This window comes from Zhengella sp. (genome assembly GCF_041397485.1).
Classification (GTDB): Bacteria; Pseudomonadota; Alphaproteobacteria; order Rhizobiales; family Rhizobiaceae; genus Zhengella.
Window position 1 is genome coordinate 239,094 of the sequence record NZ_JAWKWO010000003.1, and the last position, 21,027, is coordinate 260,120.

Genomic DNA, 21,027 nt, shown 5'->3' on the forward strand with positions numbered 1-21,027 from the left:
GTCATGCCTGGCCGGTGCGCGCCAGGATGTCCCGAAACCACGCTGTTTGCGGATCAAACGGCTTTCCGCCGGCGATGCGGTCGAGTTCGATGGTTCTCAATTGGCCGCCATGGCCTTCGTCATGGCCGACGACACCGGATCGGCCTTCCAATGCGCTGGCAACCGCGTGGTCAACCATGCCCTTGATCAGATGCAGGTCATCCGCATTGGCAGGCGCCGAGCGGGCATAGTAGCCGGATTTCTGTACCAGGGTCTTGTCGGCGCCGATCGACCGGGCAAAGCGGCTGGCAAACCACTCGCCGACATTTACCGAATCCAGCCGGACATGGCCAAAGGCATCGCGCTCCAAGGTTTCTCCACGTGCCTCACGCTCGGCCATGATCTCCCCGACACAGGCGCCCTCGGAAACGAAAATGGTGGCATAGCCCGTATCGGCCATCGCCTTGGACAGGCGTTCGATCTCTGCATCGATCTCAAAGGGCATTTCCGGGATATAGACGGCTTCGACATCCTTGAGCGAATGATTCATCATCAGGCCTTCGCAATAGGCCCGCCCTTCGATCCGTTCATTGTAGGCGCGCAGCGTGGCGGCGGTCAGCCAACCGCAATGACGACCCATTATCTCATGAACGACAAATGTGTTCGGTGTTGCGCTTTGTTCATTTGAAACGTGATCGAAAAAACGCGCCCCGACCTGCGCCGCAGTCAGGGCGCCGAGCGATTGGCGAACGGGCGAAATGTCGTTGTCCACCGTCTTGGGCAGGCCCACGACCGTCATGTCGAAGCCATCGGCCTCGAGGTGCGCGGCCAGGTCGGCGGCGGTCGTGTTCGTGTCGTCGCCGCCGATGGTGTGGAGGATGGTCACGCCATCGGCTTCCAGACGCCGTGCCGCTGCATCCAGCGGATTTTCGCCTTTCCTGACGAGGCCACGCCTTTCGCAATCGGCTGCATTGGTCAGCTTCACCCGCGAATTGCCAATGGGCGAACCGCCATGATGCAGCAAGGCTCTGGCACTTTCGCGTATCTGAGGCGTTACCGGCAGGATGTCGCCCTTGAGCAGTCCGGTATAGCCGGAGCGGTAGGCTATGATCTCGATGTCCGGCGCTATTTCGCTATACCTTTCGATGAGGCAGCCAACCGCTGCCGAGAGGCAGGGTGCGAGACCACCGGCCGTCAGGAGCGCGATTTTCTGCTTTGCAGGCATGGGCCACTTCCATGGAAAAGCGAGTTTTTCTAAATCGATTTAATTTTAGGCGGAAACAGGCGTGTTGTCCATGGCTGCGCATGGGCGTTTCATCTCAGGCAAGGCCTTGCAGAAGAACTCCGACAACATAGGCGAGAGAGGAGGCCGCAGCCCCGATCAGCAATGTTTCCAAGGCGGAGCGCCACCAGGGCGCCAGCGACCATCGCGATTTGGCCGCGCCAATGGCCAGAAAAACCATGCCTGTCATGACAATGGACACGAGGAAAGGATCTCCAAGGCCAAGCTCGAAAGCGAAAGGCAGAAGTGGGACCGCGCCACAAATGAGGAAAGCCAGAAATGTGACAGCCGCTGCCTTGAGGGGAGACGGGGCGACAGACGGCATGCCGTACTCGTCCGTCAGCATGATATGAATCCAGGCTTCCTTGTCGGCTGTTACAGCGCTGACCGCTTCCTCGAGGGTCGTTCCGGCCAGACCTTTGGACGCGAGGATCTGTCGGACTTCCTCGCGCTCGCCTTCGGGGTCGAGCCGGATATGCTTCTTTTCGATTTCGCGGACACGGTCCATGTCGTCAAGGACCGTTTTCGTGCCGGAATAGTTGCCGGCCGCCATGGAAAAGCCGTCGGCCAGCAGATTGGCAAGCCCCAGGATGAGCACGATGCCCGAAGACAGTCCCGCCCCCTGGACGCCGGCGACAACGGCAAATGTCGTTACGGATCCGTCTATGCCGCCATAGACGAAGTCACGCAGATAGGACGGCTTGCTGCCTTCTGCGAGCCGGTCGGCAATGGCCTTCGCTTCATGACTGTGTTCGAGCTTCATGTCGGCGCAACGCTACAGGCTTCCGGCCGTAAAAGACAGGCCGGAAACCAGGAACTTGAGACGTGGCACGCCGGCGTCATGCCTTGGCGTAACCGCCGCCAGTCGGAGTTGTCACGATGACGGCTTCGCCGGCTTTCAGAATCGTCTGGTCGCAGGCCTTGAGTGTCTCCACTGTTCCGTCCAGACGGCGGATTTCGGTTTTTCCGACCTGGCCCTCGCCACCCCCCGCGATGCCTTGCGGAGGCCGGTTGCGGTGCGATGACAGGATTGCGCAATCCATTTCCTCCAGGAAACGCAGGGTGCGGCGGGTGCCGTCTCCTGCATTCCATTTGCCCTTGCCGCCGGATCCTTGCCGGATGTGGAAATCCTCCAGCACGACGGGGAAGCGCAGTTCGAGGATCTCCGGATCGGTCAAGCGCGAGTTTGTCATATGGGTATGAACGCCGGAGGTGCCTGAAAATCCGCGTCCATCATTCATGACCCCTGCCGGCGAGCCGGAACAGATCGTTTCGTAGTATTGGTGCCGGTCATTGCCGAAGGTCAGGTTGTTCATCGTGCCCTGCGCATTGGCCAGCGCGCCCATGGCGGCGAACAGGGCGTTGGTGACATGTTGCGACGTCTCGACATTGCCCGCTACAACGGCGGCCGGATAGGCGGGCTTGAGCATGCACCCGTCCGGGATGATGATGTTGATCGGGCGAAGGCAGCCGGCGTTCATCGGTATATTGCCCTCGACCATGACGCGGAAGGCATAGAGAACGGCAGCGCGCGTGACAGGCTCCGGTGCGTTGAAATTGTTCTTCATGACCGGCGACGTTCCAGAGAAGTCAACCGTGGCTTCGCGCTTGTCGCGGTCGACCGTGATCCTGACGCAAATCGTCTGGCCGGTATCGGTCTCGTAGGCATATTCGCTGCGGTCGGGAAGGCGGGAGAGTACTTCGCGCACGGCTTCCGCCGCATTGTCCTGGACGTGCCCCATATAGGCTTCGACCACATCGAGGCCGAAATTGGCGACCATACGGCGCAATTCCGCCACTCCCTTCTCGTTGGCCGCGATCTGTGCCTTCAGGTCTGCGACATTCTGATGTGCATTGCGAACGGGGTAGGGGTGGTCCGTCAGCAGCGCGATCAGTTCCGCTTCCCGGAAACGCCCCCTTTCGACGAGCCGGAAATTGTCGATCAGGACGCCTTCCTCATCCACCGTGGTGGCCAGTGGCGTCATTGATCCCGGAGCCGAGCCTCCGACATCGGCATGGTGTCCGCGCGACGCCGCCCAGAACAGAACCGTTTCGCCTGCATCATCGAAGACCGGTGTCACCACCGTGATGTCGGGTAGATGGGTGCCGCCATTGTAGGGCGCATTGAGGGCGAAGACATCGCCGGGATGGATGTCGCCCTCGTTCAGCCTGATGATCGTTTCCACCGAACGATCCATCGAACCAAGGTGCACGGGCATGTGCGGAGCATTCGCCACCAGGGCGCCGGTGCGGTCGAACACGGCGCAGGAGAAGTCCAGCCGCTCCTTGATGTTCACCGAGTAGGCCGTGTTTTGCAGTGTCACGCCCATCTGTTCGGCAATCGACATGAAGAGGTTGTTGAAGACCTCCAGCAGGATCGGGTCGGCGCCCTTGCCGTCGGCGCCGGTGGTGCCGATCGCCGCCATGCGCTCCAGACGCTCGACACGGCGCAGCAGCACGTGGTCGCGTGTCGTGATCTCCGCCTGCCAGCCCGGTTCAATGACGATCGTCTGATTGGGTTCGATGATGAGGGCGGGGCCTTTCAGGCGCGCGCCTGGCGTCATCGTTTCCCGGCGAACCAGGGCTGCCTCATGCCATTTTCCGCCGGAGAAAAGCTTGCGTATCTCGGCCGGTTCTGCGTCATGGGGGGATGCGTCGTGCTCGTGTTCAATACTGCCTGGATCGCGGATGTCCATGGCTTCGAGCGACAGGCTTTCGATGATGAGCGGCTTGTCATCATAGATGAAACCGAACTGCGCCTTGTGCGCTGCCTCGAATTCGCTTTTTGCCTGTTCGGCGGAGAAAGCCGAGAAATCAACCGGCAGTGTCGTGTCCGTACCGTCATAGCGAACTTGCAGGACCGGACGCCAGCCGATGGCGTCCTCCGGGATGCTCTGGCCGGCAAGCTCGCCATAGACCTGCTTGCGCAGGTGTTCGGCGGTCATGCGGATATCGGTCACGGCGGCAGCGTCCAGGCGCTTCAGGATTGCTTGCTGGCGTGAGGCGAAGACGGCAGCCAGACCGATACCATAGGCAGACAACAACCCGGACAGCGGGTGAATGAGAACGGATTCCATGCCCAGGGCATCGGCAACCATGCATGCGTGCTGACCGCCTGCGCCGCCAAAGCAGTTCAACAGGTATTTGGTCACGTCATAGCCGCGCTGGACCGAGATCTTCTTGATCGCGTTGGCCATGTTTTCAACCGCGATGGTGATAAAACCCTCGGCCACCTCCTCGGGTGTTTTCCCGTCTCCGGCCTGTCCGGCGAGTTCGGAAAACCTTCGCGCGACGATGTCGCGATCCAGCGGCTGGTCCTGGTTCGGGCCGAAAATGGCAGGGAACTGGTCCGGCTGCAGCTTGCCCAGCATGACATTGGCATCGGTCACGGCCAGCGGACCGCCGCGCCGATAGCTGGCCGGGCCGGGATTGGCACCGGCGGAATCGGGGCCGGCCTGGAAGCGTCCCTGATCGAAGTGCAGAACCGAACCGCCGCCGGCGGCGACCGTGTGGATGCGCATCATCGGAGCGCGGATGCGCACGCCTGCCACCTCGGTATCGAATGCGCGCTCGTAGTCGCCGTCATAGTGGGCCACATCTGTCGATGTACCGCCCATGTCGAAGCCGATTACCCTTTCAAACCCGGCAAGACGCGCGGTCTCCACCATGCCGACCACCCCGCCAGCCGGGCCCGACAGAATGGCATCCTTGCCCTGGAAGAGGTCGGCTGCCGTCAGTCCACCCGACGACATCATGAACATCAGGCGCGGCTTGTCCGGGTCGGGCGCCGTTTCGGGATCGCCATCAATGTCGGCACCCAGTTCATCCGCGACCTGGCGGACATAGCGGCTCAGGATCGGCGTCAGATAGGCGTCGACCACCGTGGTGTCACCGCGCCCGACGAACTTGACCAGCGGTGATACCAAGTGACTAACAGAAACCTGTCCGAAACCCATGTTCCACGCGGCGCTGGCGGCCATCAGTTCATGGGCGGGATAGTTCCAGGCATGCATGAAGCAGATGGCCACGGAATCGATGCCGCTGTCCCGGATCCGCTGAAGCGCCGCGTTGATCGGCTCGACCTGAGGCATGGTCTCCACCGTGCCGTCGGCCAGCATGCGCTCATCGATCTCCACGACCTGTTCATAGAGCTGTTCGGGAAGCACGATCTCCTTGGCGAAGATGTCCGGCCTTGCCTGATAGGCTATGCGCAGGGCGTCGCGAAATCCCTTCGTCACCAGTAACGCCACCCTGTCGCCCTTGCGTTCGAGCAGGGCGTTGGTTGCCACTGTCGTGCCCATCTTCACGTCGTCAATGCGGCCGGAGGGAATCGGCTCGCCTGCCTTCAGGCCGAGAAGGTCGCGAATGCCCTGAATGGCGGCGTCGCGATAGGCTTCCGGATTTTCGGAAAGCAGTTTGCGCGGATGCAATGATCCATCCGGCGCCCGTCCGATAATGTCGGTAAACGTGCCGCCGCGATCGATCCAGAAATCCCACTTGCCTTCGGTCATGTCCGTTTTCCCCAATCTCGTCTCGCACAGGAGGAGCATTGCATCATGGTTCCGAATAGGTCACGATGAATGGATTATGTCAACGATATATCGATAAAATATCATCGTAGATGCTGTTGATGCAGAGAGAAAAGGAGCGTTTTGCCATGGTTTCCCGACCTGTCGTTTCGGCTGCTCATCTTGCCGACGGGGCCATGCCGGCCCTGTCAGAGATGGAATTCGCGCTTGTGATCCAGACGAATGCCTATCACCGGTGGATCGCCCGCTGCATGGCGGCCGCAGGGGGCGAGGGCCTTTCCGCCATGGAAGTCCAGATCCTGCATGCCGTCAACCATCGCGCCCGTGACAAGAGCCTGGGCGAATTGACAATGATGTTCAATATCGAGGACACCCATGTCGTCACCTATGCGCTGAAGAAGCTGGAGGGCCAGAAGCTTGTCGAGGCCGGACGGCGCGGCAAGGAGAAGACGGTACGGATCACCAGTTCTGGCGAAGCGCTTTGCCTCAAATACCGCGATGTGCGTGAGGCGCTGCTCGTGGACGGCATGAAACAGCTCGGGCTCGACGAGAAACGCCTTGCGGAACTGGCCGCGCTGATGCGGGTCCTGTCGGGTCAGTATGACCAGGCGGCGCGTGCGGCGGCAAGCATGTAGGCGGTCCATGGGCAGGCACTTTGTTTGCGTGCCGGCAAAGTTTGAAAAAAGTTCACTTTCGTTCGGGCGCCCGATTGAATAAACATGGATCATGTCGCTCTGGACCGATCTTGGCGCCCTGTTCACACGCGCATCGAACCGCGCCTTTTCCGGCGTCGTCGAAGCGGTGCGCACCGTGTTCGAGGGCGATCCGGAGACCCGACGCCGTGTCGCCTTCTCGATCGCGATGATCGCCCTGTCGGCGAAGATGGCCAAGGCCGACGGTGTGGTGACGCAGGATGAAATCCGCGCCTTTCAGCAAATCTTTCACGTGCCGGAAGGCGAACGGCGCAATGTCTCCCGGCTCTACGACCTGGCCAAGCGTGACGTGGCGGGCTACGAGGTCTACGCGCGCCAGATGACAAACCTGTGCGGCAGCGGCGAGCCGGGTTGCCCGGTCATGGAAGACATCCTCGACGGTCTTTTCCACATCGCAAAGGCGGATGGGGTCGTGCATGAAAGCGAGATGGATTTCCTGGAGCGGGTCTCCACGATCTTCGGCTTTGACGAGCACGGCTTCCGCCGGATTTCATCGCGTCATGTCGATCTGGGGGAGAGCGACCCCTATACCGTTCTCGGCCTTCGCAGGGGGGCAACCTTTGCCGAGGTACGTGCCCGCTATCGCGATCTCGTGCGCGAAAACCACCCGGACAGGCTGGTGGCGCGTGGCGTTCCCGAGGAATTCATCGTGATCGCGCATGACCGAATGGCTGCCATCAACGCCGCTTACGCGGCAATCGAGAAGGAATTTGCTGCGGCATGACGGGCTTCAGGCCAGATCATGCCGGGGCCGAGGTGCGAACCTCGCCGAATTTCGGACCACGGCGGGATGGCAAGGGCCCGGTGATCCTTCTGCTGCACTATACGGGCATGGAAACCGGCGAGGCCGCCGAGAGCTGGCTCTGCAATCCGGAAAGCAATGTCTCTTGCCATTATCTCGTTCACGAGGATGGCCGCGTGGTCCAGATGGTTCGCGAAAGCGACCGGGCCTGGCATGCCGGCAAGGCGAGGTGGGCAGGGGAAACCGACATCAACTCTGTCTCGATCGGCATCGAGATCGTCAATCCGGGCCATGCCGGCGGCATGCCTGATTTTCCCGCAGCGCAAATCGATGCCGTGGTTGCGCTGGCTGGCGACATCATGGCGCGCCATTCCATGCAACCGCAGAATGTTCTCGCACATTCCGACGTCGCTCCGGGTCGCAAATGCGATCCGGGCGAGCGGTTTCCATGGGAACGGCTGGCTGCTGCGGGCCTTTGCATCCATGTCGATCCGGCTCCTTTCAAGGAGGGGGAAACCTTGATGCCTGACGACAAGAGCGAGGCTGTGGAGACGTTGCAGTCCATGCTTGCCCTTGTTGGTTACGGGATCGATATCAACGGAACCTATGACGCGCATACCAAGGCCTGTGTCGCCGCCTTCCAGCGCCGGTACCGCCCATGCCGGGTCGACGGTCTTGCCGACACGTCGACTGTCGAAACGCTCAACGCCCTGATTGCCAGGCTTCCGGACGTTTTTACCTGAGCCTTCCAGTGCCTTTGCTGCATTGCGAAACAAACTGTCGCGAAACGTGATTGGACGCGCCTTACTGGAGCCGCTTCCTCCGGTCAGAACCCCGGCATGAAAGGTCGAGCGGCGTGACCGCCCCTTTTCATCGACAGGAGTAGAAGAACAAGGGCAGCTGGCGAGGATATGCTGGCGCCAGACCAACCAAATCGGGGTATCATGAACAGACTGAACATTGCCGCGGCGGCTTTTGCTGCCGGGATAGCGATCCTTGTTGCAATTCCGCAGGCCTCAGCCGAATCCGATCGGCCCATTGCATCCCACTACCAGAATGCCGGAGCGGTGGACCGCAACGCCAAGACCTCATCGGTGAAGCGGACATCGAAGGAAACGAGCCACGAAGTGACGGCTGGTTATGCCAAGCCTGTCACCGGGCAGAAATATTCAGCGCTGATCAACCGCTATGCGAATGAATATGGCGTGGCCTCGAACCTGGCACACGCGGTTGTCCGCGTCGAGAGCAATTTCCGTGCGAATGCACGTGGTGCAGCCGGCGAGATCGGCCTGATGCAATTGAAACCGGCGACCGCGCGCATGATGGGGTATCGCGGCTCGACCAAGGGTCTCTATCATCCGGAAACGAACATCAAGTTCGGAATGAAATATCTGGCCAAGGCCCAGAAACTCGGCGGCGGTTCGTTGTGCCGGACGATCCTGAAATACAATGCCGGCCATGGGGCAAAGCGCATGAACCCGATCTCGGCCAACTATTGCGCCAAGGTCAAGCGCTACCTTTGAGCCTTTGATGGCTAGCAACGGGCAAGGCCCGCCGGTTTCCCGCCGGCGGGTTTTTTTCTTGGAACCGGGCGCCCAAGCGGATATTGAACGGGAGTCAGCTGGCCGGGCGGCCGCGGTTGCAAGTGCCGAAAGGCCGCAATCGAGGAAAGTCCGGGCTCCACGGAAACACGGTGCCGGGCAACGCCCGGCGGGGGAAACCCCAGGGAAAGCGCCACAGAAAGCAAACCGCCCCGCCTGCATTCCGGCTCAACCGCTCCTGCGCGGTCAATCGAGCCTGAATGCTGGCGGGGCAAGGGTGAAAGGGTGGGGTAAGAGCCCACCGCGCGGGCAGCAATGTCGGCGGCACGGCAAGCCCCACCGGGAGCAAGACCGAATAGGGACGATGCGGCGAAAGCCAGGGCTGTTTCCGGCCCCAGTCGTCCGGGTTGGTTGCTTGAGGCGTCCGGCAACGGGCGTCCCAGAGGAATGGTCGCCACGTCCATGCTCTCGCGGGCATGGGCCATACAGAACCCGGCTTACAGGCCGGCTGACATTTTTCCCTCGTCAGGTCCCGCGGCCGAGGGCCTTGGCGAGTGCGCCCCAGAGAACCTCGGCAGGTTCGCACCCGATGGAGAGGCGGACGAAACCGGGTGCAACGGCATCGCCCCAGCGCGCGCGACGCTCTGCCGAAGTATGAACGCCGCCAAAGGAAGTGGCGGGCTGCACCAGCGGACATGAATCGATAAAGGCCTCTGCGGATTCGGCATCGGAGAGCGTTACGCCGATCAGAAATCCGAAGCGCTGCATCTGGCGCGCGGCAATCGCGTGCCCGGGGTCCGATTCAAGGCCCGGATACCGGACCGAAACGACCCCCGGCATTTCAAGAAGCCTTCCGGCGATCAAGGCGGCATTCCGGCACATGCGGTCGAGGCGGACATCAAGGGTTTCCAGCCCGCGATGAACGAGCCATGCCTCGAAGGGCCCGGGAATGGCGCCTGCCAGCTTCCGCCAGTCCTTCAACGCGGCAAGCAGGCCTTCATCACGCGTCGCGACATGCCCGAACAAGGCATCGGAATGTCCGTTCATCGCCTTGGTATCCGAGGAAAGCACGAGGTCGCAGCCCTGGTCGAGCGGCTGCTGTCCCAGCGGCGTCATGGTGGTGTTGTCGGCAACGGTGATCGCGCCAGCCGCACGGGCCTGGCGGGCGACCTCAGCGATGTCACACACGTCGAGGCCCGGATTCGACGGACTTTCAATGAAGACGAGCCGGTAGTCCGCAAATCCGCCCTCCAGGAAGCGTGCCGTCGGCCGGGTGTCGAACGTGACGCCCAGCGGGGTCAGGAACCGATCCGCGAGGATGCGGGTGGTATAATAGCCGTCAGATGGCAGCAGCACGCGGTCGCCTGCTCTGAGCATGCTGTAGAAGACGGCTGCAATCGCCGCCATGCCCGATGGAAATGCAGCCGCCCCGGCGTTTTCCAGAAGCCCCAGCGCCGCTTCGAGATGTTCCCACGTGGCGTTGGAGAAGCGGCCGTATTGCGCATGGCCGGAAGGATCTCCGGGCAGATGGTACATGGACGCCATTGTCAATGGCAGGGCGACGGGATCGCCCTTGGCAAGGGTCTCGGCTCTCAGATGCAGCAGACGTGCTGCGCGGCTGTTGGCTGTCTCGGTCATCTTGTCTCCATGCCGCCTGTCCATGCGACGATTGTTCACGGCGCAATTCCTATGGCGGCGCATGGAACGGAGCAAGCCCTCGTTGCGCCGCGAAAGCCTAACGGTTCCTTAATCTTAAGCCCTTATAAACCAAAACGAACGGTAGACCGCAGGCCCCGGAACCGCTCCCGCGGTGGCTTTGGGGGAGGCAATTCCCATTGACGCCCATATGCTCCCATGATACCCCTGAACACACATCGCCAATCAGTTTCAGTTTCTTGTTTGCGGAATGATCCTCCGCCCGGGTCCGGTGCCCGGCGGACGTGTTTCCGTGTGGGGATAACGGCAAGGAATTTCGGCGGTGGAAGTGCGCAGGGTGAAAGCCCTGCGGGATGCGGCGCAAGAGAGGGCCGGCCCGCGATGGCGGACCGGAAGGTGCATGGACCGTTTTCTGTCGAACGCGGTAAACCGGATCGACGCGAAGGGGCGGGTTTCCGTGCCGGCGCATTTCCGGGCGGTTCTGCAGAAGCGCGGTTTCCAGGAGTTGTACGCTCTGAGTGCCCTGGATGTTCCGGCCATCGATATGGGCGGGCTCGACCTGCTGGATCGCTACGAGGCGCGGCTTGGGGCGGAAGACCCGTTTCTCCAGACGGCCGACGACATGTCCTTCTTTTGCCATGGCGACGGGGCATTCGTGAAAGTGGATGCCGAGGGACGTTTCACGGTGCCCGATTTCATCCGCGAGCATACGGGCATAGCCTCCGAGGTGGCCTTTGTCGGGCGGGGCCAGTTCTTTCAGGTCTGGGAGCCGGGCCGGTTTGCGGCACACCGGAGGGAGGTGCGTTCGAGGCTGTTGAAATTGCGGCAGGACCTGGCGGAAGAAGCACGCGGCAAGGCCGGATACGGGAGAGAAGCATGATGGCGGGAGGCGCGGGCAAGCCGGGTTCCATGGAGACCGGCCAGCGGCATGTTCCGGTCATGTTGCCCGCGGTGCTGGAGGCCCTTCAGCCGGGGGAGGGGCAGGTCGTTTGCGACGGTACTTTCGGCGCGGGTGGTTACAGCCGTGCAATCCTCGACGCTGGCGCCCGGGTGGTGGCTGTGGATCGCGATCCGGATGCGGCCAGAACGGCCGGCCTGTTTCGCAGCGAATATGGTGATGCGTTCCGCTTTGAGGCCGGACCGTTCTCCAGGCTGGACGAACTTGCCGGGGTGCCGCTCGACGGCGTGGTCCTGGATATCGGCGTTTCCTCCATGCAACTGGATGAGGCAGGGCGCGGCTTCTCCTTTCGCCAGGACGGCCCGCTTGACATGCGCATGGCGCAGGCAGGCATGACGGCCGCGGATGTCGTGAACCGGTTCAAGGCCGGCGACCTTGCGCGCATCTTTTCGTTTCTCGGTGAAGAGCGTCATGCCGGACGCATCGCGCGGGCCATCGAACGGCGGCGCGAGGAAAAGCCTTACGAGCGTACACTGGAACTGGCGTCCACTGTGGAGGCGGTTATCGGTCGCAATCCGAAAGACAAGATCCATCCCGCGACGCGCGTGTTTCAGGCGCTGCGCATCTTCGTCAACGATGAACTCGGCGAGCTGGCGCGCGGGCTGCTTGCCGCCGAGCGCGGCCTCATGCCCGGCGGGCGGCTGGTCGTGGTGACGTTTCACTCCCTGGAAGACCGGATCGTGAAGCGGTTCATACAGGATCGCGCCGGCACGGGCGGCGGTTCGCGCCATATGCCGGAGACAGTTGCCAGGGCGGCGACCTTCAGGAAGGCCGGCGGCGTGGTGATGGCTTCCGAAGCGGAAGCGTCTGCAAATCTGCGCGCGCGTTCGGCCAAGCTTCGAGCAGCCATCCGCACGGATGCACCGGCCGAGGTAGCGGACTGGACGATTTTCGGACTGCCGAAACTGCCGGCGATCGACGGCTAGGAAGGACGCAAGGGGCATGACCATGTTCAGAACATTCGACATGATCCTGATTGCGGCGATGGTGGGGGCAGCCGCATTCACATATCAGACGAAGCATGAGGCGGAATCGGTGAAGCGCACCATTCGTGCGCTGAGCGAGAAGATCAGGCACGAGCGGGACACGATCGACATCCTCAATGCCGATTGGGCACTGCTGACGCAGCCGGCGCGTATCCAGGTGATGGCTGACAAGTTCGCAGACGAACTCGGGCTTGAGCCGGTCGAGCCAATCCAGATCGGAGACATCGCATCCCTGCCGGATCGACCCATTGCCCAGCCGGGCGACGAAGGTCTGTCCGAGGCCATGGTGGAGCTTGGGCAGGACAATGTCCGGACGGGAGCAGTAAAACCATGATCGGCATGCCTTTCACCCGCAAATCCGCCGGCTCTCCGTCGGGCGAGGCGCGTATTGTCGTACAGGGGGCACGCAAGTTTTCGGGCGGAAGGGCGCGGCGCCGCGTGCTGATGACCATGGCCGTCTTCATGGGCATCTACACTGTCATCGGTGGCCGGCTTGCGCTGCTCGCCATGGAAGAGCCGCGGCAAGGCGGACCCGCGATAGCGCGGCAACAGGCATCGCGGCCCGATATCGTCGACCGGAACGGCGATGTCATGGCAACCGACATCATCACCGCCTCTCTCTTTGCCGAGCCACGCAATATCGTCGATCCCGACGAGGCAATCGAACAACTGGTAACCGTGCTGCCAGATCTCGACTATGAGCAAACCTACCGGCGGCTGAAAAGCGATGCGGGTTTCGTCTGGCTCAAGCGGGAGCTAACGCCGGCGCAAAAGGCGCAAATCCATCGCCTCGGCATCCCCGGTATCGGTTTTCGCGCCGAGAAGCGGCGGTTCTATCCCGGAGGGCCCACCGCTGCCCATATCCTCGGCCTCGTCAACATCGACAACCAGGGCATTGCGGGGATCGAGAAATACATAGACGGGCAGGGGCTGGCCGACCTGCGCGACGCGGGCCTGGCGGCAGCCGACGACCTGGCACCCTTCCAACTGTCCATCGATCAACGGGTCCAGCATATCGTTCGGGACGAACTGGAAGATGCGATGGCCCGCTACAAGGCCATTGCAGCCGGCGCGGTTGTTCTCGACGTTCACACCGGCGAGATTGCTGCCATGGCATCGCTGCCGGATTTCAACCCCAACAATCCGTTCAATGCCAATGACAAGGACCGCCTCAACCGCATGTCGGCCGGGGTGTTCGAAATGGGGTCGACATTCAAGGCCTTCACCACCGCAATGGCACTGGATTCGGGGTTGGTTTCCATCAACGACCATTTCGATGCAACGCGGCCCATCCGGATTGCCGGGTTCACGATCAATGATTTTCATGGCAAGCGGCGTGTGCTGTCCGTTCCGGAGATCTTCATTTATTCCTCGAACATCGGAACGGCGAAAATGGCCGATGCCGTCGGGATCGAGGGGCACCGCGCCTTCCTGAAACGCATGGGGCTGCTTGACCGGGTTACCCTCGAACTTCCGGAAGTGGCAACGCCCACGGAACCGAGGGAATGGAAGAAGCTCAATTCCATCACAATTTCGTACGGGCACGGTATGTCCACCACGCCATTGCAGACGGCTGTGGCCGCGGCTGCGCTGCTGAATGGCGGCAAGCTCATTCCGCCGACATTGCTGCCGCGTACGCAACAGGAAGCCGACAGCCTGGCAAGACAAGTGCTCTCTGAAAAGGCTAGCCAGGAGATGCGTTACCTGTTCCGCCTGAATGTGGAAAAGGGCTCGGGGCGCCGTGCCGAGGTTCCGGGTTACTTCGTTGGCGGGAAAACCGGAACGGCCGAAAAAGTGGTCAACGGCCGGTACTCGTCCAACAAGCGGTTCAACGCATTTCTTTCGGCCTTTCCCATCGATGACCCGCGATATGTAGTGCTTGTGATCATCGATGAACCGAAACCGGAGCGTGAAGGTATCGGTGCCACGGCTGGCATGAATGCAGCGCCAACCGTGGCGAACATCATCCGGCGATCCGCCGCGCTGCTTGGCGTGAAGCCTGAATTCGGTCATGAAAGTGAGGCTTTGCTCGCTTCCTATCGCTGATTCTGCGCCGGCGGGCATTGTTCCGCAGCGACCAAGAGATTGATTTGCAATGCTGTTGAAGGAACTTGCCGATATCTTCCCCCTGCTGCCTTCGGGCGCGGATGAGACCGATGTGACGGGAATCAGTGCCGATTCCCGAAGGATCGCGCCCGGAAACCTGTTCGCTGCCCTGACGGGCAGCAGGGCGAAAGGCGCGGATTTCGCGAGGGATGCCATTGCCGCAGGTGCGGTTGCGATCATCGCAGAGGATGGGATTTCGATCGGCGATATGGGAGTGCCAGTGCTGAGCGTGCCAGACGCGCGCCGGGCGCTGGCGCTTGCAGCCGCCCGTTTCCATCCCGGACAACCGGAGACCATGGTCGCTGTGACGGGTACGGCCGGAAAAACCTCGGTCGCTGCATTCGTGCGGCAGATCTGGGAGCACGCTGGCTTCGCTTCGGCGTCCATTGGAACGACAGGTGTGGTTTCGCCCGGGCGTGAGGAATACGGCTCGCTGACGACGCCCGATCCGGTTGCCTTGCACACGCTGCTCTGCGAACTGGCCAATGCCGGCGTGACACATGCGTCCATGGAAGCCTCAAGCCATGGGCTGGACCAGCGGCGGCTCGATGGTGTGCGGCTTGCGGCAGGCGGCTTTACCAATCTCGGCCGCGACCACATGGACTATCACCCCACGATCGAGGCCTATCATGGCGCCAAGATGCGTCTGTTCGATACGCTGCTCGCCAAGGGTTCCCCGGCGGTTGTGTATGCGGATGACGCATGGTCCGAACCTACCGTCGCCGCAGCTCGGAAAGCCGGCCTCGACGTGCTTACAGTCGGGCGTAAGGGCGCTTTCCTTTGCCTCAAGAGGGCTGAACATGAGCGTTTCCGGCAACGCGCCGAAATCGTCCATGGTGGCGTGACCTACGAGATCGATCTGCCGCTGGCCGGCGACTTCCAGATTGCCAATGCCCTTGTGGCATCCGGTCTGGCGATTGCCACGGGAACACCGGTCGCCACCGCCTTGCGAGCACTGGAGCATTTGAAGGGTGCGCCCGGGCGCCTGGATCTCGTCGGACATACGAAGGATGGCGCACAGGCCTATGTGGACTACGCACACAAGCCGGAGGCCCTGCAGAACGTGCTCGAATCGGTGCGACCGTTCACAACGGGCCGGATCGTCCTTGTCTTCGGGTGTGGCGGAGACCGCGACGCGGGAAAACGGCCGATCATGGGCGAAATCGCCGCGCGGCTCGCAGACGTGGTCATCGTTACCGATGACAATCCGAGGAGCGAGGAGCCCGCATCGATCCGGCGGCAGATCATGGTGGCGGCTCCGGGCGCCGAGGAAGTCGGTGACCGCCGCGAAGCCATCCGGACAGCCGTTTCGCGCCTGAGGGGCGGCGATACACTGATCGTTGCGGGCAAGGGGCACGAAACCGGACAGACGGTCGGTACCGAGACACGACATTTTTCCGACCGCGAGGAAATTGCCAGCGCATTGCAGGAGGTGTCGGTTTGAACTGGTTGTGGACCACCGAGGCCATGGTCGAAGCCATGGAAGGCCGCCCGTTCGGCGACCTGCCCGATGGGGTAAGCGGCCTTTCGATCGACACGCGAACCCTGCAAAAGGGCGAGGCCTTTTTTGCCATCAAGGGTGAAAAGTTCGACGGGCACAATTTTGCGACGGCGGCCATGGCTGCCGGCGCGGGCCTGATGGTCGTTTCCGAAGCCAAGCTGCCGGCACTGGGCCGGCTCAAGATCGGCATGATCGTGGTCGACGATGTGCTGGTTGCGCTGGGTCGCCTGTCGAGGGCAGCGCGCGCCCGCGTTCGCGGTCAGGTGATTGCCGTGACCGGTTCGGCCGGCAAGACGACGACAAAGGAAATGCTGCGCGCCGCGCTCGCGCCGTCGGGACTTGTCCATGCCTCATCGAAGTCGTTCAACAACCATTGGGGCGTACCGCTGTCGCTTGCCCGGATGCCGGAAACCACGGCCTTCGGCATTTTCGAGATCGGAATGAACCACGCTGGAGAGATCACGCCGCTGGTGGACATGGTCAAGCCGCATATCGGGATCGTCACCATGATCGGGGCGGCGCATCTCGGGCATTTCAAGAACCTTGACGAGATCGCTCACGCTAAGGCGGAGATTTTTTCGGGCATTGTTCCGGGCGGATACGCGCTCATCAACCGCGATGACGGCAAGTATCGCCTTCTGGAGAAACTCGCCCACGAGGCAGGCGCCGAACATGTTCTGTCTTTCGGTGAACATGCCAAGGCCGACTACCGGCTGGCCGAATGCCACCTCGACGCGAGCGGCTCGGATTTCAAGGCGCGGATCGGTGCGGAGATGGTCAAGGGGCGGATCGGCGCGCCCGGACGTCATCTTGTCCAGAACGCGCTTGCCGTACTGGCAGCGGCGCATCTGGCAGGCGCCGACCTTGGCCATGCTGCACGCGCCCTTGGTGCCATCGAAGCGCAGGAGGGACGCGGCCGGCGCCATCTCCTGGCGCATCCGGAAGGCGGGCATATCACCTTGATCGACGAGAGCTACAATGCCAATCCTGCCTCTGTCCGGGCCGCCCTGTCCGTTCTCGCAGCCACACCGGTAGACAATGCAGGCCGACGCATCGCCGTTCTGGGCGACATGCTGGAACTCGGCAAGCATTCGGCAAAACAGCATGCCGAACTGGCCGCGCCTTTGCTGGAGGCCGACCTTCACCATCTCTATCTTGCCGGAACCGAGATGGCGGCACTGCGCGATGCCCTTCCGGATGGTTACCCGGCAAGCCATTTTCAGTCCGTCGAGGACCTCTGCCGGACATTGCTCGAGACTTTGAAGGGCGGGGACGTGATCATGCTCAAGTCGTCCAACGGGATCGGCTTCAAGCGTATCGTCGACGCCATTCTCGAAACCCATCCCGAAGCCGCGCCGCCGGCATCATCAACCGATACCGGCGGAGACTGACCGATGTTTTTCCAGCTCGTCGATTTCAGCGACCAGATCTCGGTCTTCAACGTCTTTCGATACATAACGTTCCGCACAGGCGGTGCGCTTGTGACGTCGGCGCTTCTGGTCTTCCTGTTCGGCCCGAGGATCATCAATTCCTTGCGGGTCAGGCAAGGCAAGGGGCAGCCGATCCGGGCAGACGGACCGCAGACCCACTTTAAGAAGGCGGGCACGCCCACCATGGGCGGGCTGATGATCCTATTCGGAATCATCGCCTCCACAATGTTGTGGGCCAATCTGACATCGGCCTATGTCTGGGTGGTCCTGCTCGTCATGCTGGCATTCGGCATCATCGGCTTTTACGACGACTACCTGAAAGTCACCAAGCAGTCCCATCTCGGTTTCTCGGGCAAGGCGCGCCTGAGCGCCGAATTCCTCATCGCGGGCATTGCCTGCTGGGTCATCATGCAGGCCGGCCAGCAGCCGTTTTCCTCCTCGCTTGCCTTTCCGATCTTCAAGGACTGGCTTGTGAACCTGGGCATCTTCTTCATTCCCTTTGGCGCTCTCATCATTGTCGGTTCCGGCAATGCAGTGAACCTGACAGACGGTCTGGACGGGCTTGCCATCATGCCGGTGATGATCGCCGCGGCATCGTTCGGCGTCATCGCCTATGTCTCGGGCAACGCGATTTTCGCCGACTACCTGCAAATCCATTTCGTTCCGGGAACCGGTGAACTGGCGGTCGTTCTCGGCGCGGTGATCGGCGCAGGCCTCGGGTTTCTCTGGTTCAATGCGCCGCCTGCCGCCATCTTCATGGGCGATACAGGCTCGCTATCGCTCGGCGGCCTGATCGGCACCGTGGCGGTGGCCACAAAGCACGAGATCGTCCTTGGCATCATCGGCGGCCTTTTTGTCGTCGAAGCGCTCTCGGTGATCATTCAGGTCGCCTGGTTCAAGTTGACCGGCAAGCGGGTCTTCCTGATGGCGCCGATCCATCATCATTTCGAGAAGATGGGCTGGACGGAAAGCCAAGTCGTGGTGCGTTTCTGGATCATCGCCTTCATCCTGGCCATGATCGGCCTCTCGACATTGAAGCTGAGGTGACCGGATGATCGCCGCCACCGCATTCTCCGGCAGACATGTGGCGCTCTTCGGTCTTGGCGGTTCTGGCCTTGCGACCGCGCATGCATTGCTGGCGGGCGGGGCCAGGGTCACCGCATGGGATGACAACCCCGACAGCGTTGCCAAGGCCGCCGAAGACGGCGTGACGACAGGCGATCTTCGCTTGCCGGATTGGTCGCGATTCGATGCGCTTGTCCTGTCTCCCGGCGTGCCGCTTACCCATCCGCGCCCGCACTGGAGCGTCGATCTGGCAAAGGGGGCCGGCGTTCCCATCATCGGCGACGTGGAGCTTTTCGTCCGCGAACGCGCCAGGCGCGCGCCGAGCGCTCCCTTCATTGCCATCACCGGCACGAATGGCAAGTCCACCACCACTGCGCTTGTCGCACATCTGATTGCCGCCGCCGGGCGGGACGCGCAAATGGGTGGCAATATCGGCCAGGCAGTCATGACCCTCGCAGAGCCGGAACCGCAGCGTCACTATGTCATCGAATGTTCTTCCTACCAGATCGATCTGGCGCCTTCGATCAATCCGTCCGCGGGTATCCTGCTGAACCTGACGCCTGATCATCTCGATCGTCACGGGTCGATGGAGCACTATGCGAGCATCAAGGAAAGGCTCGTTGCGGGCAGCGATACAGCCATCATCGGTGTCGACGACGACTGGTGCAGCGCGATAGCCAACCGGCTTGAGGCGGATGGGCGTTCCATTGTTCCGATTTCCGTTACCAAGCATTTGGGCCATGGCCTTTTCGCAGACGGCAGCGAACTCGTTCTTGCACAAAACGGCACGAGAAGAACGATCGCGACGCTGGAGGGCATCGGGTCCCTGCGTGGACGGCACAATGCGCAGAATGCGCTTGCCGCGGTTGCGGCCTGCCTGGTTTGCGGCCTTTCGGAGGAAGAGATCGTTGCCGGTCTGACAAGCTTTCCCGGCCTCGCCCACCGGATGGAGCAGGTGGGCCGAAGGGAAGGGGTCCTCTTCATCAACGACTCCAAGGCGACCAACGCGGAGGCGGCGGCACCTGCCCTATCGTCTTTCGAGCGGATTCACTGGATTGCCGGCGGCCTGCCGAAAAGCGGCGGCATCGAATCGCTCAGGCCGCTGTTTTCGCGGATCGCCAAGGCATACCTGATCGGCGAAGCCGCGGCCTCGTTCGCGGTCACCCTCGGCGATTCCGTGCCATACGAGATTTCCGGTGACCTCGATACGGCTGTCGCGCATGCAGCAATTGATGCGGCCCGCCAGGGCGGAGGCATTGTGCTGCTGTCGCCCGCATGCGCCAGTTTCGATCAGTTCCGCAATTTCGAAGTCCGCGGGGAGGCCTTTCGCGAGGCCGTCCTTGGCTTGGGCAACGTAGCCCGGATTGGAGGGGAAACCCATGGTTAGCCGCGCTGAACGGGGACAGGTTTCGGACTGGTGGTGGACGGTTGACCGATGGCTGCTATCGGCCTTCATTGTCCTGATGGTATTGGGCATTGTCCTTTCATTCGCGGCGAGCCCGGCGGTGGCGGAACGGATCGGCCTCGACAGCTTTCACTTCGTGACGCGCCAGGTCGTGTTCATGATCCCTGCGCTTCTTGCCATGATCGGAATATCGTTCCTGAGCCCGCGCAATATCCGGCGCGTCGCGCTGATCATGCTGGTCGGCTCGCTCGTGCTGATGGTCGCGGCGCTGTTCGTGGGTATCGAAGTGAAGGGCTCCAGGCGGTGGATTTACCTGTTCGGCGTTTCGATCCAGCCTTCGGAATATCTTAAACCTGCATTTGTAATCATTTGCGCCTGGATGTTCGCCGAACACGCGAGAAATCCCGAAATTCCGGGAAACCTGTTTGCCATCATCCTTCTGGGGCTGGTCGTTGCGCTGCTTGTGGCACAACCTGACCTCGGCCAGACACTACTGGTGACGGCCACCTGGGGCATCATGTTCTTCCTGGCCGGCCTGTCGTGGTTCTGGATTTTCGTTCTCGGCGGGATAGGCGCCGTGGGAGCTGTCGGCGCATACCTGACCTTTCCGCATGTCGCAGGCCGCATTGACAGGTTCATCACGGGCGAAGGCGATACCTATCAGGTCGACCGGGCCCTGGAAGCAATTGTCCGGGGCAGTTGGCTCGGTCAGGGGCCGGGCGAGGGCACGATCAAGCGGGTCTTGCCCGACAGCCATACCGATTTCGTTTTTGCGGTTGCTGCAGAAGAATTCGGATCGTTCTCTGCCTCGTCATCCTCGCCCTGTTCGCCTTCGTGGTCATGCGGGCCATGGCGATGGCGCTCAATGAACGGGACAGTTTCACGCGTCTCGCCGTTACCGGGCTCGTCACGCTTTTCGGGTTTCAGTCCATCATCAACATGGGTGTGAACCTTCAATTGCTGCCGGCCAAGGGCATGACCCTGCCCTTCATTTCCTACGGCGGCTCCTCGCTTGTCGCCATGGCGATCTCCATGGGAATGGTTCTTGCCCTGACGCGGGTCCGTCCTGAAAAGCGCACCCAGATCGGATGGCCGGTGCGCCCGGCGCACCAGACACGGCCGGCGGAGTGAATG

At 61.7% G+C, this 21,027-nt stretch carries 16 protein-coding genes, 1 other RNA gene and 1 pseudogene; 14 read left to right on the plus strand and 4 right to left on the minus strand.

Annotation, left to right across the window (positions count from 1 at the left end; genetic code table 11):
• Position 1: 1 nt before the first annotated feature.
• From R3D65_RS10815 to R3D65_RS10825, 3 genes are all read right to left on the minus strand, one after another.
• On the minus strand, positions 2–1,204 hold the full coding sequence (locus R3D65_RS10815) for a pyrophosphate--fructose-6-phosphate 1-phosphotransferase (RefSeq protein WP_371275229.1): 1,203 nt from the start codon (positions 1,202–1,204) through the stop codon (positions 2–4).
• 94 nt (positions 1,205–1,298) lie between these two features.
• Positions 1,299–2,024, minus strand: a complete 726-nt coding sequence (locus tag R3D65_RS10820; protein ID WP_371275230.1) for a VIT1/CCC1 transporter family protein — start codon at positions 2,022–2,024, stop codon at positions 1,299–1,301.
• Between the two features lie 76 nt (positions 2,025–2,100).
• Positions 2,101–5,772 (minus strand): hydantoinase B/oxoprolinase family protein, encoded by a 3,672-nt coding sequence (locus R3D65_RS10825; RefSeq protein WP_371275231.1) that lies wholly within the window; start codon positions 5,770–5,772, stop codon positions 2,101–2,103.
• A 146-nt stretch (positions 5,773–5,918) separates the two neighbouring features.
• Between R3D65_RS10825 and R3D65_RS10830 the strand changes: the two genes are divergently transcribed.
• The 5 genes from R3D65_RS10830 (at position 5,919) to rnpB (ending at position 9,302) form a co-directional block, all read left to right on the plus strand.
• Positions 5,919–6,425, plus strand: a complete 507-nt coding sequence (locus tag R3D65_RS10830) for a winged helix DNA-binding protein (protein WP_371275232.1) — start codon at positions 5,919–5,921, stop codon at positions 6,423–6,425.
• A 91-nt stretch (positions 6,426–6,516) separates the two neighbouring features.
• Positions 6,517–7,227 carry a TerB family tellurite resistance protein gene (locus R3D65_RS10835; protein WP_371275233.1) on the plus strand — a complete coding sequence of 237 codons (711 nt, stop codon included), beginning with the start codon at positions 6,517–6,519 and terminating at the stop codon, positions 7,225–7,227.
• Positions 7,224–7,988: an N-acetylmuramoyl-L-alanine amidase gene (locus tag R3D65_RS10840; RefSeq protein WP_371275234.1), complete on the plus strand. Its 765-nt coding sequence runs from the start codon at positions 7,224–7,226 to the stop codon at positions 7,986–7,988. The genes R3D65_RS10835 and R3D65_RS10840 overlap by 4 nt, the downstream gene beginning before the upstream one ends.
• A gap of 201 nt (positions 7,989–8,189) precedes the next feature.
• Positions 8,190–8,768, plus strand: coding sequence for a lytic transglycosylase domain-containing protein (locus R3D65_RS10845; protein WP_371275235.1), 579 nt, complete (start codon positions 8,190–8,192; stop codon positions 8,766–8,768).
• A 94-nt stretch (positions 8,769–8,862) separates the two neighbouring features.
• An RNA gene (rnpB, locus tag R3D65_RS10850) (RNase P RNA component class A) lies at positions 8,863–9,302 on the plus strand.
• 9 nt (positions 9,303–9,311) lie between these two features.
• Here rnpB and R3D65_RS10855 read toward each other — a convergent pair.
• On the minus strand, positions 9,312–10,424 hold the full coding sequence (locus R3D65_RS10855) for a cystathionine gamma-lyase (protein ID WP_371275236.1): 1,113 nt from the start codon (positions 10,422–10,424) through the stop codon (positions 9,312–9,314).
• Between the two features lie 418 nt (positions 10,425–10,842).
• On the opposite strand from R3D65_RS10855, the gene mraZ reads away from it, so the two are divergent.
• The 9 genes and pseudogenes from mraZ to ftsW all read left to right on the plus strand — a co-directional run bounded on the left by mraZ (position 10,843) and on the right by ftsW (position 21,024).
• Entirely contained in the window at positions 10,843–11,322 is a 480-nt protein-coding gene (gene mraZ, locus R3D65_RS10860; RefSeq protein WP_371275237.1) for a division/cell wall cluster transcriptional repressor MraZ, read from the plus strand.
• Positions 11,319–12,326 carry a 16S rRNA (cytosine(1402)-N(4))-methyltransferase RsmH gene (rsmH, locus tag R3D65_RS10865; RefSeq protein ID WP_371275238.1) on the plus strand — a complete coding sequence of 336 codons (1,008 nt, stop codon included), beginning with the start codon at positions 11,319–11,321 and terminating at the stop codon, positions 12,324–12,326. Before mraZ ends, rsmH begins: the two co-directional genes overlap by 4 nt.
• Before the next feature lie 16 nt (positions 12,327–12,342).
• Positions 12,343–12,720, plus strand: a complete 378-nt coding sequence (locus R3D65_RS10870) for a hypothetical protein (RefSeq protein WP_371275239.1) — start codon at positions 12,343–12,345, stop codon at positions 12,718–12,720.
• Positions 12,717–14,432, plus strand: coding sequence for a peptidoglycan D,D-transpeptidase FtsI family protein (locus R3D65_RS10875; RefSeq protein WP_371275240.1), 1,716 nt, complete (start codon positions 12,717–12,719; stop codon positions 14,430–14,432). The genes R3D65_RS10870 and R3D65_RS10875 overlap by 4 nt, the downstream gene beginning before the upstream one ends.
• A 49-nt stretch (positions 14,433–14,481) precedes the next feature.
• Complete coding sequence (locus R3D65_RS10880; protein WP_371275241.1) at positions 14,482–15,936, plus strand: UDP-N-acetylmuramoyl-L-alanyl-D-glutamate--2,6-diaminopimelate ligase; 1,455 nt, start codon at positions 14,482–14,484, stop codon at positions 15,934–15,936.
• On the plus strand, positions 15,933–17,384 hold the full coding sequence (locus tag R3D65_RS10885; protein WP_371275242.1) for a UDP-N-acetylmuramoylalanyl-D-glutamyl-2,6-diaminopimelate--D-alanyl-D-alanine ligase: 1,452 nt from the start codon (positions 15,933–15,935) through the stop codon (positions 17,382–17,384). Before R3D65_RS10880 ends, R3D65_RS10885 begins: the two co-directional genes overlap by 4 nt.
• Before the next feature lie 3 nt (positions 17,385–17,387).
• Positions 17,388–18,470 (plus strand): phospho-N-acetylmuramoyl-pentapeptide-transferase, encoded by a 1,083-nt coding sequence (mraY, locus tag R3D65_RS10890; protein ID WP_371275243.1) that lies wholly within the window; start codon positions 17,388–17,390, stop codon positions 18,468–18,470.
• Positions 18,471–18,474: 4 nt separating this feature from the next.
• Positions 18,475–19,875, plus strand: a complete 1,401-nt coding sequence (murD, locus tag R3D65_RS10895; protein ID WP_371275244.1) for a UDP-N-acetylmuramoyl-L-alanine--D-glutamate ligase — start codon at positions 18,475–18,477, stop codon at positions 19,873–19,875.
• Positions 19,868–21,024, plus strand: a pseudogene (gene ftsW, locus R3D65_RS10900) (putative lipid II flippase FtsW). The gene murD and the pseudogene ftsW overlap by 8 nt, the downstream one beginning before the upstream one ends.
• Positions 21,025–21,027: the final 3 nt, after the last annotated feature.

Bases quoted from the DNA above. Each gene is read 5' to 3' on its own strand.
- R3D65_RS10815 (WP_371275229.1), bottom strand. From the start codon at position 1,204: ATGCCTGCAAAGCAGAAAATCGCGCTCCTGACGGCCGGTGGTCTCGCA.
- R3D65_RS10820 (WP_371275230.1), bottom strand. From the start codon at position 2,024: ATGAAGCTCGAACACAGTCATGAAGCGAAGGCCATTGCCGACCGGCTC.
- R3D65_RS10825 (WP_371275231.1), bottom strand. From the start codon at position 5,772: ATGACCGAAGGCAAGTGGGATTTCTGGATCGATCGCGGCGGCACGTTT.
- R3D65_RS10830 (WP_371275232.1), top strand. From the start codon at position 5,919: ATGGTTTCCCGACCTGTCGTTTCGGCTGCTCATCTTGCCGACGGGGCC.
- R3D65_RS10835 (WP_371275233.1), top strand. From the start codon at position 6,517: ATGTCGCTCTGGACCGATCTTGGCGCCCTGTTCACACGCGCATCGAAC.
- R3D65_RS10840 (WP_371275234.1), top strand. From the start codon at position 7,224: ATGACGGGCTTCAGGCCAGATCATGCCGGGGCCGAGGTGCGAACCTCG.
- R3D65_RS10845 (WP_371275235.1), top strand. From the start codon at position 8,190: ATGAACAGACTGAACATTGCCGCGGCGGCTTTTGCTGCCGGGATAGCG.
- R3D65_RS10855 (WP_371275236.1), bottom strand. From the start codon at position 10,424: ATGACCGAGACAGCCAACAGCCGCGCAGCACGTCTGCTGCATCTGAGA.
- mraZ (WP_371275237.1), top strand. From the start codon at position 10,843: ATGGACCGTTTTCTGTCGAACGCGGTAAACCGGATCGACGCGAAGGGG.
- rsmH (WP_371275238.1), top strand. From the start codon at position 11,319: ATGATGGCGGGAGGCGCGGGCAAGCCGGGTTCCATGGAGACCGGCCAG.
- R3D65_RS10870 (WP_371275239.1), top strand. From the start codon at position 12,343: ATGACCATGTTCAGAACATTCGACATGATCCTGATTGCGGCGATGGTG.
- R3D65_RS10875 (WP_371275240.1), top strand. From the start codon at position 12,717: ATGATCGGCATGCCTTTCACCCGCAAATCCGCCGGCTCTCCGTCGGGC.
- R3D65_RS10880 (WP_371275241.1), top strand. From the start codon at position 14,482: ATGCTGTTGAAGGAACTTGCCGATATCTTCCCCCTGCTGCCTTCGGGC.
- mraY (WP_371275243.1), top strand. From the start codon at position 17,388: ATGTTTTTCCAGCTCGTCGATTTCAGCGACCAGATCTCGGTCTTCAAC.
- murD (WP_371275244.1), top strand. From the start codon at position 18,475: ATGATCGCCGCCACCGCATTCTCCGGCAGACATGTGGCGCTCTTCGGT.